We start from the raw sequence: 13,521 nt of genomic DNA, 5'->3' as shown, positions 1-13,521 counted from the left end.
GGAGTTATTTATCAATTAGGGAGTGGCAGCTCAAACCTAATTGATAGATAACTCTTTTTTGATGGCTCTACAACTTTTTGCCCAGCCTCTCCCCACAAGAAATAGGCTATTTATTGTGGGGAGAGGCTGGGCAAAAAGTCTCAACTATACCTAAAAGAGAGACCGAGGTGGGCTCCAAACGTGGATTGATTGCCTTGATGTGCAGATTCGGGGTCAAAACAGCGGGTGCCTTGAATTGGCTACAGCTTACCTTAAAAGCGTGGAATAATCAGTAACCCTATAATTAGTATTGGGTAAAGATAGGAAAACAAAGGCAATAATAGCTGGTTATATTTATTTAAAAAAGACTTGACAAGAATGGTTTACTTGTGTAAACTGTATTTAACATTAATGTTTACGCTCGTAAACGAAAGGAGGAGAGAATACGAGTACTATAGCTATAGACCTTCATATCACAGATGCTGAATGGGAGGTTATGCGTGTAGTCTGGGCGAATGATCGAGTGACTATTAAAGAAGTCATCTCCATATTGAAAGAAAAAACGGACTGGAAACAAGCCACTATCAAAACGCTCTTAGGTCGACTGGTTGAAAAAGGCGTAATAAATACAGAGAAAGAAGGTAGAAAATTTATTTATACTGCCAATATTGAAGAGAAAGAAGCCGTAGGAAATTATACAGACGATATTTTCAACTGAAGGTTTAGATACTGTTTCCGTGGATCTAGAAAGTAAAAGAGCGGTGGTAATTTCTAAAGAAAGATTAAATTTAGATTCATTTTCTTCGGCTTTGTCAGATGCAAACTATAAAGTCGTAGAGTAAAGAAGCAGCAGTTAGGTAAAATTTGAGAAGAGGTGCACAATGAAAAAAATTATTATTACACTTGGTGTAATTTTTCTATTCCTAGGTATAGGTCACACTATCGGGGCTCAACATTTTTCACAAAGATTTTTAATGAACACCAGTTTTGCAAACATAGATATTAGTCATTTAACAAAAGAAGAGGCAAACGCTAAAATTACAAGGGAGTTAGAAAATCATACCCTAACATTAAAAGAGAATAACGAACCAATAGGAAGCGTGACACTTGGAGACCTAGACCCGCAAATTAATTTAACCCCACAACTTGATTCTCTCATTCAAGAACAAAATCAAACAACCTGGTTGAATGGTTTGTTTAATGATAGTAATTATGAAGGGGTTGCTGAGGGAGATTTAGTAATTAATCAGGAGAAATTGAGCACCACGATTGATTCAATAACGCTGTCTGATACTACTCGCCTGAGTCCAACCGATGCAACAATAGAATATTCAGAAGAGATGGGCTACTATATTGAGCCAGAGCAAATAGGAACTGAAATTAATCAGGATAAATTATTGGACTTAGTTTTAGACGGTCTTCGAGAGGGTCAGACAACGGTAGAAGTGAGTGAAGCTTATCTCGAACCTGACATTACATCGACGGATGAAAGCTTACTTTCAGAATTAGACCAGCTTAAAGTTTACAATAATCTTCAAATTACATTAACCATTGCTGGATATGAAGAAGTCATTACACCAGAATTAATTTCAAGTTGGCTTTACATTGATGAATTCAATGAAGTCAACTTTGATGAGGACATGATTTACGAATATTTAGGAACGTTAAATGAGCGTTATGCTACTTATGATGACTATCGCACCTTTAACAGTACTTTACAAGGAGAAGTTCAGCTTCTCCCCGGAACCTTAGGTTGGTCAATTGATCGTGAAGCAGAAACGCAAGCCATTTTAGCTGATTTACAAGCAGCGGTTCCAGTGGTGCGTGAACCGACTATTGTTGGAATAGGATACAATGGTACTTTAGATGATATAGGTAATAGTTATATTGAAGTGGACATCTTAAACCAGACAATGTTTGTCTACATCGATGGCAATCAGGTCCTTTCTACCCCTGTGGTAACAGGACAGATTGGCACGAATACAATCCCAGGTGCTTATGCTATTTGGAATTTGGAAAGTCCTTCAGAATTGAAAGGCTATAACCCTCGAACTGAAAAGGATTACGTACAGCCTGTTGAGTTTTGGTTAGCCTTTGATTATACCGGACAAGGTATTCATGATGCTAATTGGCAGCCATACTTTGGTGGAGATGCCTATTTAGTTAACGGGTCACTTGGTTGTATCAATACACCACCTGATATCATGCCAATCGTTTTTGAGTATGCGTATCCAGGAATGCCCGTCATCGTTTTCGAATAATGCGTTCGTACATCAAGATAAAAAGGCACTCTGATATAAAGGAACAATCGCAGCGTCAAACAACTGATGTTCACGAGCAAAAGCCACGAGAACATCGGGGGACCATTTATCTTGAAACATCTTTTTGTCTGCCCAGTCAATAAAGGCGTTGGAATCCGCCCATTTAGGTCGCCTACCACAGTGAAGACGTTGACGCTCATAATTAGCTTGTCCGGCATCGGCATCATATAGTGTGTAGGTATAGTCATAGGTTTTACCGTTTTGTTTTTGGCGTTTCAGTTGCGTGATGGTGCCTCTTTTCACTTCATTATGAATGGTTTGAGGTGATTGCCCTAATAACTTAGCAATAGCGCGGTGAGAATAGGCTTCTTTCTTGAGAATCTGAATGTGACAACGTTCTTGATAAGATAAGTGTGTCCCTTTTCGTAAGACTGTGTTAAACTGGTCTTGCGTCATGTGAATTCATCCTTTTCTATTGAGAGTTAGTGGTAACTTCAATATAACATGAAATTCACGTCGTTTTTTTATGGATTTTTAGAGGTGGCTAACCTCATTATAGAATCCACCACTTTAAATTTAGAGCTTTATTTTTTTAATTCAGGAGGAAAAAATGAAACAGAATAAAAAATGGATAGGAATTATTTTACTGTCATCTGCCTTATTACTTGGAGCATGTGGCAATGACGAGATAAATGAATCTACTGGAACAGATACAAATCAAACGACAACCGAAGAAACATCTTCAGAAAGTGGTGATCACGGCGGCATGGTGCACGATGAATCTGGTGAAATCCCAGCAGGTTTGGAAGAAGCTGAAAATCCTACCTACAACGTGGGGGAGACGGTAACAATCACAGACGGGCACATGGAAGGCATGGAGGGGGCAGAAGCCACGATTGTAGGCGCTTTTGACACTGTAGCCTACGAGGTATCCTATGATCCTACGAATGGCGGCCCGCGCGAAGAGAATCACAAATGGGTAATTCATGAGGAGATTGCGGATGCAGGAGAGGAACCTTTCGAACCAGGAGACGAGGTAACTTTGGAAGCCGACCACATGGAAGGCATGGAAGGCGCAACGGCTACGATTGACGATGCTAAAAGCACCACAGTATACATGATTGACTACCAGCCAACCACGGGTGGAGAGGAAGTCAAGAACCATAAATGGGTAACCGACTCGGAGCTTTCTGCTGAGTAAGAAACAGGGATATATCTAAAAAATATTATTGGAAGAGCAGCCGAGAGGAATTCTCAGCTGCTCTTCTTTTTAATGTGCGCCCAGCATGGGCGTTAACTTGGCGGTTCAAGTCCGCTACTTCTAACGCATGTGAGACTGTAATGACTAAAGTCAAACAGTCTCAGCAAGGCTTTGCAGTAGGAACTGTTAGCTAAGGGCAAGGGTGTCGGTACCCTATCCTTAATTTCTAAGTGCTAAAGCACTAAGAATTAAGGTCGTCGTGAGGCGGAATCTGAAGGAAGCCTAAGGCAAACTCCTGCACCGACGAACAGAAACTTGATAGAAGGTCTAATCATAAGGGTGAGCTTGCATTACAAAGTAAAGCCCAATACTGCACGGATTATGGTTGGATAAATCAAGCGGTGACATGGGAGGGAGGTTAACGCACCTTACCTGGGGAGGTCTCATGAGAGATAAGCGTATCTTAGTAACAACGAATCATGAGAAGTCAGCAGAGGTCATAGTAGGTTGTCTACCAACTGAAGGACTGAACAATAATGAACATTGGAAAGAAAGAGAGGTAGTGAAGATGAAGAAGGCAGAAAACAAGCAAAAGCTTGGCAAGATGCAAAGGGATAAGACGGAATCGAAAGAGTATGCATCTGCGCAGAGTCAATCACTAGGAGAAGCTTTGGACCAATGGCGTCACTATCCGATAATGTCGAGGGTGGTAGAAAGAAATAACCTGAGACGCGCATGTGATAGAGTCAGAAGAAATGGCGGAAGCCCGGGTGTGGATGGGATGACCGTTGAAGAAGTAGAAAGTCATATCTTCAACTATTATGTTCCTTTGTGTAAGAAATTATTCGAAGGCACTTATCGTCCTCAGCCAGTAAAACGGGTTGAAATACCTAAACCGAATGGAGGTGTCCGTAAACTAGGCATACCCGTTGTAAGGGATAGAGTGATACAACAAGCGATTAAGCAGGTTATTGAACCGTCAATCGACAAGACCTTTAGCCCTTACAGTTATGGATTTAGACCAAATCGCAATGCTCATCAAGCAAGAAAACAATGTGCCAAGTATTATGAAGAAGGCTACCGATATGTCGTGGATTGCGATTTAAAACAGTACTTTGATACGATTAACCATGACAAGCTGATGTATCTTCTGAAACAACACATTGACGATAAATCAATATTAAGATTGATTAACCGATTCTTGCAAGCTGGAGTCATTGAACCAAACGGAAACTTCCAGAAGACAGGAAAAGGCGCCCCACAAGGAGGGGTCCTGTCGCCATTACTCAGTAACATCTATTTACATGAGTTAGATAAAGAACTAACGAAACGTGGACACCGATTCGTCCGCTATGCCGATGATTTTGTCATCTTTACGAAAAGTAAACGAGCAGGCGAACGAATTCTACAGAGTATCAGCCGATTCCTATCAAAAGAATTGAAATTGGTTGTGAATACAGAAAAAAGTAAAGTAGGTAGTCCTTACCGTTTAAAGTTCTTGAGTTGTCTGATAATGAAAGCGAATGGAGGCTGTCGATACCGACCGACTAAAGAAGCAGTGAAGCAATTCAAAGCGAAACTTAGACAAGTCACGAGTCGGAAAACACCGAAAACCTTTCAAATGTTGGTAAAGGAAATCAACCAAGTAGCCAGAGGGTGGATACAATACCATGGAAGAGGCTATATTAAAGGCACTATCCGAGCCATTGAATCCTGGTTACATCGCAGAATCAGACAACTAATACTCAAACGATGGAAACGACCAAGAACGAAGATAAAAGAACTCATGAAGAGAGGATTAACACTCGATGAGTCCAAACGTATCGCCTATTCAAGAAAGAAATATTGGCGATTGTCCTGTACTTGGGAAGTTCATCAAGCCATACCAACGGAAAAACTCTACCAATGGGGTCTTTTGAATATGACCCAATTGGCAGAGCAAGTGTACTTACATTATTGAACCGCCGTATACGAGAACCGTACGTACGGTGGTGTGAGAGGTCGACTAATCAACTAATGATTAGTCTCCTACTCGATTTTCCAAAAAGATGTTAGGATATATACATATGTGACAAAAGAGTAAACAAAAAAGAGAGCTTCTGATACAATAAAGTTAGGACACAACATTGTAAAGGGAGCTCCCTATGAAATCAATTATAACAGAAGAAATGTGATATAGAAAGAACGCCGTGAAATATGCGGTAAAATGCGGAAACTATACCCAAGCAGCCCGTCGTTATCATACCTCTCGCCAACAAATCTCAAGATGGGTTGAGCGTTATGATGGGAGTTGGGAGAGTCTTCGAGCGAAAAGTAGATGCCCTTTAATTCATCCTAATCAACATACAGCTGAGGAACTTCAGTTAGCCCGAACAAAGTATCAACGATACGGTCATGAAGGCTTGGCTCAAGTGTATGTCGAATGCCTGAAGCAAGGTTATCATCGACATTATACAACGATGTGTAAGATAATCCGCAAACAAGGATGGCATAAAAACACGGAAGAAGCAGTCAAACGGTATCCCAAATCAAAATGGAAACCGATAGAGGTGAGTTATCCCGGGGAGAAAGTACAGATTGATATTAAGTATGTACCAAGAGAATGCTTAAAGTTTGATACACGAGGGATTAGATATTATCAGATAACGGCAATCGATGAGTATTCACGAAAGCGATACTGTAAGATTGTAGACGAGAAAAGTGTGACGCATACAGCGTATTTTTTACTCGAGTTAGAAGCAGGATTAGGGTTCAAGATCGACTGTATTCAAACGGATAATGGGAAAGAATTTACGAATGGTGATGATTCGAGTGCACCCAAGACCATTTTCGAAAGTATTTTAGCATCAAAAAGCATTAAGTATCTGAAGACACGTCCGTATAGTCCGTGGCAGAATGGTAAAGTAGAACGAAGTCATCGGATGGATACGGAACGTTTTTATCAAAAGCGGGAATTCAGAAGTGTGGAAGAGTTAGTTAAAGCGCATCAACGTTATTATCGATGTCAGAATAACGTCGTTACGAAGACACTTGGGTTTAAGAGTCCAAACCAAGTGGTAGAATAATATCAGAAAGTCGCTTAATCATAGCGAGCCATTATACCAAGTTCATTTAGCCTATCAAGGAAAAGGATGTCCTTGACAGGCTAAATGAACTTGATGGCTATTCGCTATCCTGATTGAGCAACTCTTTATAAGCGATTGTCACAAATGTTTGACTTCTGTACACATCACAAATTATTCATCTACATAAACTCTTGACAATAATCGTTTACTAGTGTAAACTTTATTTAACATTAATGTTTACACTCGTAAACGAAAGGAGAAGAGAATATGAGTACTATAGCTGTAGACCTTCATATCACAGATGCTGAATGGGAGGTTATGCGTGTAGTCTGGGCGAATGGTCGAGTGACTAGTAAAGAAGTCATCTCCATATTGAAAGAAAAAATGGACTGGAAACAAGCCACTATCAAAACGCTCTTAGGTCGACTGGTTGAAAAAGGCGTACTAAATACAGAGAAAGAAGGTAAAAAATTTATTTATACTGCCAATATTGAAGAGAAAGAAGCCATAGGAAATTATACAGACGATATTTTCAACCGTATTTGTCGAAAGAATGTCGGGAATGTAGTAGCGAGTATCATTGAAGATCATGTCTTAAGCTTCGATGATATCCAAAGGCTAGAAGAAATATTAGAAATGAAAAAAGCTTTCGCAGTAGAAGAAGTTGATTGTCAGTGTACAGAAGGGCAATGCGATTGCCATTTACATCATCATGGAGAATAAGGAGTGAAAAAATTGGAGAATAAATCATTTGCCATAGAAGGTATGACCTGTGCATCCTGTGCACAGACAATTGAAAAAGCTGTCGGAAAGTTGTCGGGCGTAGATAAAGTTTCAGTCAATCTAGCGACAGAAAAAATGCAAGTTTCTTATAACCCGTCAGTAATTTCAGTATCTGATGTGACTGGTGCTGTATCCAATAGTGGTTATGCAGCTGTATTAGAGACTACGGATACTCAAGATCATTCACGAGCAGAGAAGCGTGAGAAAAAAGAAAAAAGAATGAAGCAACTTTCAAATCGTTTTGGGGTATCCATTATATTTACAATCCCTTTACTAATTATATCCATGGGTCATATGGTAGGCATGCCACTACCAAATATCATTGACCCAATGACAAATCCATTAAATATGTCTCTTTTACAACTTATTCTGACTTTGCCGATAATGGTAGTGAGCTGGGAATATTTCCAGAAGGGATTCAAAACCTTATTTAAAGGTCACCCGAATATGGATTCCTTGATTGCGCTTGGTACGGCGGCTGCATTTGTTTACAGTCTCGCTGCGACAATCGCAACAGGCCTGGGTTACGGTAATTTTTCAGATTTACTTTATTATGAAGTAACTGGCGTTATTTTGACACTCCATACTTTAGGGCTATTTTTAGAAGAGCGATCAAAGGGTCAAATGTCCTCAGCTATTGAAAAATTAGTTAACTTGGCTCCTAAAACAGCTCGAGTGATACGTAATGGTGTGGAACAAGAGATTACTGTGGACGAAGTCGCTTTAGGAGATGTTATTCGAGTTCGTCCGGGAGAAAGTATGCCTGTAGATGGTGTTATTGTTGAGGGACGCACTTCAGTCGATGAATCAATGCTGACAGGAGAAAGTATCCCCGTGGAAAAGGAAATTGGAGACGAGGTTATTGGGGCTAGTATCAATAAAAATGGTTCCATTGATTACCGCGCGACTCGAGTGGGAAGTGATACAACTCTATCTCAAATCATAAAATTAGTAGAAGATGCTCAAGGGTCTAAAGCACCCATTGCTCGAATGGCCGATATCATTACCAGATATTTCGTACCGATTGTTATAGCATTAGCCGTTTTAGCAGGGATTGCTTGGTTAATTGCAGGTCAATCTGGAATATTTGTTTTATCCGTTATCATAACAACCCTTGTCATTGCGTGTCCATGTGCCTTAGGTCTGGCGACTCCAACAGGTATTATGGTTGGAACCGGAAAAGGGGCAGAACATGGTGTCTTGATAAAAAGTGGTGAGGCGTTAGAAACCACTCATAATTTAGACACGATTGTATTTGATAAAACAGGGACACTGACAGAAGGTAAACCTATCGTGACAGATATTTTGGTAACTCCTCTTATTACTAAAGAAAATCTTTTATATTATGCAGCTTCCGGTGAAACAGGTTCTGAACACCCATTAGGCGAAGCCATCGTACAGAAATCAAAAGAAGAGAACATGACATTAGCTAAACCAGATTATTTTGAAGCGATTCCTGGACACGGGATTCGAGTTGAAATTGAGGGCAAAGATATGTACATTGGAAACCGTAAACTGATGCTAGAGCAAAAGATTGATTTATCAAGCATGGAAAAAGAATCCGATCGTTTAGCAGACGAAGGAAAAACACCGATGTATCTCTCTGTTGATGGAGAACTAGCTGGAATTATCGCAGTAGCTGACACACTCAAGGAAAATAGTATGAAGGCTGTTAAAGAACTTAGAAGACGCGGTGTTGAAGTAATCATGATTACTGGAGATAACAAACGTACAGCCAAAGCGATTGCTAAGCAAGTGGGTATAGACAGTGTATTAAGTGAAGTATTACCTGAAGATAAAGCAGAGGAAGTCAAAAAACTACAAGAGGCAGGCAAGAAGGTAGCGATGGTTGGAGACGGCATTAACGATGCACCCGCATTAGCTCAAGCAGATATCGGTATTGCAGTTGGATCAGGTACAGACGTGGCGATTGAATCGGCTGATATTGTCCTTATGCGTAATGATTTAACCGCTGTATTGACTGCGATTGATTTAAGTCATGCAACGCTACGAAACATTAAACAAAACTTGTTCTGGGCTTTTGCTTACAACATTGTGGGTATTCCAGTTGCGATGGGTCTCTTGTATATTTTTGGCGGACCATTGATGAGTCCAATGTTTGCGGCAGTCGCCATGAGTTTCAGCTCCGTATCGGTCTTACTCAATGCTTTACGGTTAAGACGATTCAAACCAGCAGTTATTTAGAAAACACGTAGCTTATCTGGGATTTAAACTTCTTCCTATTCTATATAATAGGAGAAGATAAAAAAAGGGGGAATAAAATAACTTGGATAGTAAAATTAAGCTAGAAAAATAAATAGGCCATTTGTATGGTATCCTAAACATAAAATCACATGCTAAGGAAGGAGTACATACAAATGGCTTATACACATCTTACCATGAAAGAATTGATTTGGATAGAAAATTATTACGATAGCGGTAAAAAAGTAACGGATATCGCTAAAAAATTAAATCGGGCCATCCAAACCATTTATAACGTCGTTAATTTTCTTAAAAATAGTGGTAATATTCAGGAATACTACGATCAATATAAAGAGAATAAATCACGCTGTGGTGCCAAAAAGAAGGTCTTTAACACTAAACAAATCACATATATTAAGAAAAAAGTGGACCAGGGGTGGTCTCCTGACGTCATCATTGGTCGGAATGAACTCCCATTAGGATGTACAGCTCGAACACTTTATCGTCGTTTTAAAGACTCGGAACTCTTTGATCCCTCAACTTTACCGATGAAAGGTAAGAGAAAACCTAATGGGTATCAGGAAAAAAGAGGTAAACAACACTTTAGACGCACCATCGAAGATCGTCAAAAAGAAAATCCACAATATGAGAAAGAATTTGGACATCTAGAAGGTGACACTATTGTCGGAAAAGACCATAAGAGTGCAGTCCTAACACTGGTCGAAAGAATCAGTAAACTCATCATCCCGATAAAAATTAACAGTCGCAAAGCAAGTGATGTGCGAATCGCTTGTGATAACTGGTTTGCTTATTTACCGAGAAATTTATTTAAATCCATTACGTTTGATTGTGGAAAAGAATTTTCTGATTGGCAAGCCATTTCAAATGTCAATGACATCAATATTTACTTTGCTGATCCCGGTTGTCCGTCACAACGCGGCTTAAATGAACACTCTAATGGACTACTTCGAAGAGATGGGTTATCTAAGGGGATGGATTTTACCGATATATCGCAGGAAATACTCAGCCAAACAGCTCATTTCCGCAATGAAATTCCACGAAAATCATTAGGTTATCGAACGCCAATTGAAGTTTTTATCGATTGTTGTAAGGAACTTGGATGGATAGATGCTTTCTAATGCACACAATGTGTTTGTTAAGACAGTGAATCCATTGCGTAAGGCACCTGATTGTTAGAGCTTGACTTGGTGCCTAGCCCGGCATGATGATTTGGGGATGCTTTTTGGGTCTTCTACCCAAACCCTTTCCCCAACTCGCTATTCGCGAGTATCATACCGGAGCATCCAAGTCAAGCTCTAACGATTTAATGCATCAATCTGACTCACTACACTTGCCACAAATCTGACGTTGTGGAAACCTTAAAGTCAGTGGCTAATTTATACTTGAACTTTCGAACAACCATTTTAATTATCAATTAGAAAAAAAGCAAACGTATTATGTGTTAGGTAAAAATTCTAGCTTAATTTGACAATCAAAATAATGAAAAAAGAAGTCTTATTAGATGGCGTAAAATGTGCAGGTTGTGCGAACACGGTACAAGAAAGATTTTCAGCTATTGAAGGGGTTGAATCTGTAGAGGTTGATTTAGCGACTAAAAAAGCAGTAATTGAAAGTCATACAGAGATTGATACCGAAACGCTGAATGCTGCTTTAGCAGAAACTAACTATTCAGTATTAAGTGCATAAAGTACGAATACCATTTATTCATAGATAGTAGATAGAGATAAAGTATAGAACCCTTTTCATGAGAATTATATGCAGTGTTAGATGAGAAAGTTCTAAAACTTTAAAATCAGTCTCTAATATAATGAGGAGGAATTAAAAATGAAGAATAACAAAAAACATTCGTCACATAGTCATCATAATCACGGCGACATGGATCACTCAAAACACGACCATAATGAAATGGAACATAGTCAGATGGATCACAGCAAGATGAATCATAGTCAGATGGATCACAGTGAAATGGATCATGGCGCAATGGGAGGGCATGCCCACCACCATCACGGTAGCTTTAAGGAGATTTTCTTGAAGTCACTCCCATTAGGAATTGCAATCTTACTCATTACTCCTATGATGGATATTCAGTTGCCTTTCCAAATTATCTTTCCTTATGCAGACGTTGTAGCAGTTGTATTGGCAACAATTCTATACTTTTATGGCGGAAAACCATTCTACATGGGTGCAAAAGATGAGTTTAATTCAAAAGCTCCAGGCATGATGTCCTTGATTACTTTGGGAATAACGGTTTCTTATGTCTATAGTGTTTACGCTGTGGCCGCTCGATATGTGACCGGAGAACATGTCATGGACTTCTTCTTTGAGTTTTCAACTTTACTTTTAATCATGTTATTAGGACACTGGATTGAAATGAAGGCATTGGGTGAAGCAGGGGACGCACAAAAAGCATTGGCTGAGTTAGTGCCGAAAGATGCTCATGTTGTTTTAGAAGACGGTTCGATTGAGACTCGTCCAGTTGCTGACTTGCAAGTAGGTGATTTGATTCGTGTTCAAGCCGGAGAAAATGTTCCAGCAGATGGAACGATCCAGCGTGGCGAATCACGTGTAAACGAAGCGCTTGTGACTGGGGAATCGAAACCAATTGAAAAAAAACCTGGAGATGAGGTCATCGGTGGATCAACCAATGGTGACGGAGTCCTCTATGTGGAAATAAAGCAGACGGGCGATAAGTCCTTCATTTCTCAGGTTCAAACATTAATCAGTCAAGCTCAAGGCCAATCTTCTCGAGCAGAAAATCTTGCACAAAAAGTTGCAGGATGGCTCTTTTATATTGCGGTTATTGTAGCTCTTATTGCCCTTGTCATATGGATGGTTATAGCTGATGTACCAACGGCAGTTATTTTTACAGTCACCATATTAGTTATTGCTTGTCCGCATGCACTGGGTCTGGCTATTCCATTGGTGACTGCTCGTAGTACTAGCTTAGGGGCCAGTCGGGGATTATTAGTGAAAGACCGGGACGCTTTGGAGTTGACTACAAACGCAGATGTTATGGTTTTAGATAAAACTGGAACTTTAACAACTGGTGAGTTTAAAGTATTAGATGTTGAACTCTTTAATGATAAATATACGAAAGATGAAATCGTTGCCTTATTGTCAGGTATCGAAGGTGGATCTAGTCACCCTATCGCTCAGTCAATTATTAGTTACGCAGAACAGCAAGGGATACGTCCAGTAAGTTTTGATTCGATTGATGTTATTTCTGGCGCTGGTGTAGAAGGTCAAGCTAACGGACATCATTATCAATTAATCAGTCAAAAAGCATATGGACGTAATCTGGATATGGATATTCCAAAAGGAGCAACCCTCAGTGTCTTAGTAGAAAACGACGAAGCAATTGGTGCTGTAGCTTTAGGGGATGAATTAAAACCGACAAGTAAAGACTTAATACAAGCCCTTAGAAAGAACAAGATTCAGCCGATTATGGCAACGGGTGACAATGAAAAAGCGGCTCAAGGAGTTGCAGAAATTTTAGGTATTGATTATCTAGCTAATCAATCTCCTCAAGACAAATATGAATTAGTTGAAAAACTTAAAGCAGAAGGAAAGAAAGTTATCATGGTCGGTGACGGGGTCAACGATGCACCTTCTCTTGCATTAGCAGACGTTGGTATAGCTGTTGGTGCCGGAACTCAAGTAGCATTGGATTCAGCCGATGTCATCTTGACACAGTCAGATCCTGGTGATATTGAATCCTTTATCGAGTTGGCTCAGAAGACCACACGTAAGATGAAAGAAAATCTTGTTTGGGGAGCAGGGTATAACTTTATCGCAATCCCAATAGCTGCAGGAATACTATCACCAATTGGCATAACATTAACTCCAGCAGTCGGTGCCATCTTGATGTCACTTTCGACTGTAATTGTTGCCATCAATGCTATGACATTGAAATTAGGGCCAAAATAAACAGTTATTTGGCACATGAAATAATTGAATGACCTTATCGTGTAAAGATATAATAGTTTCACAAGAAAGGAAGAGATAGGAT

9 protein-coding genes and 2 pseudogenes are annotated in these 13,521 nt (G+C 39.8%); 10 read left to right on the top strand and 1 reads right to left on the bottom strand.

Annotation, left to right across the window (positions count from 1 at the left end):
- Positions 1 to 433 precede the first annotated feature (433 nt).
- Positions 434 to 694: pseudogene (locus CYJ72_RS05670) on the top strand (CopY/TcrY family copper transport repressor); the annotation flags it as partial.
- A 166-nt stretch (positions 695 to 860) separates the two neighbouring features.
- A complete protein-coding gene (locus CYJ72_RS05665) occupies positions 861 to 2,240 on the top strand; it encodes a L,D-transpeptidase family protein (protein ID WP_101814002.1) in 1,380 nt (459 codons plus the stop codon).
- A 39-nt stretch (positions 2,241 to 2,279) separates the two neighbouring features.
- Here the strand turns inward: CYJ72_RS05665 and CYJ72_RS05660 are convergent.
- Positions 2,280 to 2,696, bottom strand: a pseudogene (locus CYJ72_RS05660) (transposase); the annotation flags it as partial.
- A gap of 154 nt (positions 2,697 to 2,850) precedes the next feature.
- On the opposite strand from CYJ72_RS05660, the gene CYJ72_RS05655 reads away from it, so the two are divergent.
- From CYJ72_RS05655 to tcrB, 8 genes are all read left to right on the top strand, one after another.
- Positions 2,851 to 3,441, top strand: a complete 591-nt coding sequence (locus CYJ72_RS05655; protein WP_066126601.1) for a YdhK family protein — start codon at positions 2,851 to 2,853, stop codon at positions 3,439 to 3,441.
- Positions 3,442 to 3,886: 445 nt separating this feature from the next.
- A complete protein-coding gene (gene ltrA / locus CYJ72_RS05650) occupies positions 3,887 to 5,401 on the top strand; it encodes a group II intron reverse transcriptase/maturase (RefSeq protein WP_284630860.1) in 1,515 nt (504 codons plus the stop codon).
- 229 nt (positions 5,402 to 5,630) lie between these two features.
- A complete protein-coding gene (locus CYJ72_RS05645; RefSeq protein WP_284630859.1) occupies positions 5,631 to 6,506 on the top strand; it encodes a DDE-type integrase/transposase/recombinase in 876 nt (291 codons plus the stop codon).
- 267 nt (positions 6,507 to 6,773) lie between these two features.
- Entirely contained in the window at positions 6,774 to 7,229 is a 456-nt protein-coding gene (locus CYJ72_RS05640) for a CopY/TcrY family copper transport repressor (RefSeq protein ID WP_066126721.1), read from the top strand.
- A gap of 12 nt (positions 7,230 to 7,241) precedes the next feature.
- Entirely contained in the window at positions 7,242 to 9,494 is a 2,253-nt protein-coding gene (locus tag CYJ72_RS05635) for a heavy metal translocating P-type ATPase (RefSeq protein ID WP_373276908.1), read from the top strand.
- A gap of 173 nt (positions 9,495 to 9,667) precedes the next feature.
- Positions 9,668 to 10,630 (top strand): IS30 family transposase, encoded by a 963-nt coding sequence (locus tag CYJ72_RS05630; protein WP_101975427.1) that lies wholly within the window; start codon positions 9,668 to 9,670, stop codon positions 10,628 to 10,630.
- 361 nt (positions 10,631 to 10,991) lie between these two features.
- Positions 10,992 to 11,198, top strand: a complete 207-nt coding sequence (gene tcrZ, locus CYJ72_RS05625; protein WP_066126723.1) for a copper chaperone TcrZ — start codon at positions 10,992 to 10,994, stop codon at positions 11,196 to 11,198.
- 138 nt (positions 11,199 to 11,336) lie between these two features.
- Positions 11,337 to 13,439: a copper-translocating P-type ATPase TcrB gene (gene tcrB, locus CYJ72_RS05620; RefSeq protein ID WP_284630858.1), complete on the top strand. Its 2,103-nt coding sequence runs from the start codon at positions 11,337 to 11,339 to the stop codon at positions 13,437 to 13,439.
- Positions 13,440 to 13,521 lie beyond the last annotated feature (82 nt).

Source organism: Globicatella sanguinis (assembly GCF_002847845.2).
Taxonomy (GTDB): domain Bacteria; phylum Bacillota; class Bacilli; order Lactobacillales; family Aerococcaceae; genus Globicatella; species Globicatella sanguinis.
The sequence above is the reverse complement of the archived record's forward strand: the minus strand, read 5'-3'. Positions and strand labels throughout refer to the sequence as shown.

Excerpts from the sequence above, each read along its gene's own strand:
- CYJ72_RS05665 (WP_101814002.1), top strand. The coding sequence starts at position 861 with ATGAAAAAAATTATTATTACACTTGGTGTAATTTTTCTATTCCTAGGT.
- CYJ72_RS05655 (WP_066126601.1), top strand. The coding sequence starts at position 2,851 with ATGAAACAGAATAAAAAATGGATAGGAATTATTTTACTGTCATCTGCC.
- ltrA (WP_284630860.1), top strand. The coding sequence starts at position 3,887 with ATGAGAGATAAGCGTATCTTAGTAACAACGAATCATGAGAAGTCAGCA.
- CYJ72_RS05640 (WP_066126721.1), top strand. The coding sequence starts at position 6,774 with ATGAGTACTATAGCTGTAGACCTTCATATCACAGATGCTGAATGGGAG.
- CYJ72_RS05630 (WP_101975427.1), top strand. The coding sequence starts at position 9,668 with ATGGCTTATACACATCTTACCATGAAAGAATTGATTTGGATAGAAAAT.
- tcrZ (WP_066126723.1), top strand. The coding sequence starts at position 10,992 with ATGAAAAAAGAAGTCTTATTAGATGGCGTAAAATGTGCAGGTTGTGCG.
- tcrB (WP_284630858.1), top strand. The coding sequence starts at position 11,337 with ATGAAGAATAACAAAAAACATTCGTCACATAGTCATCATAATCACGGC.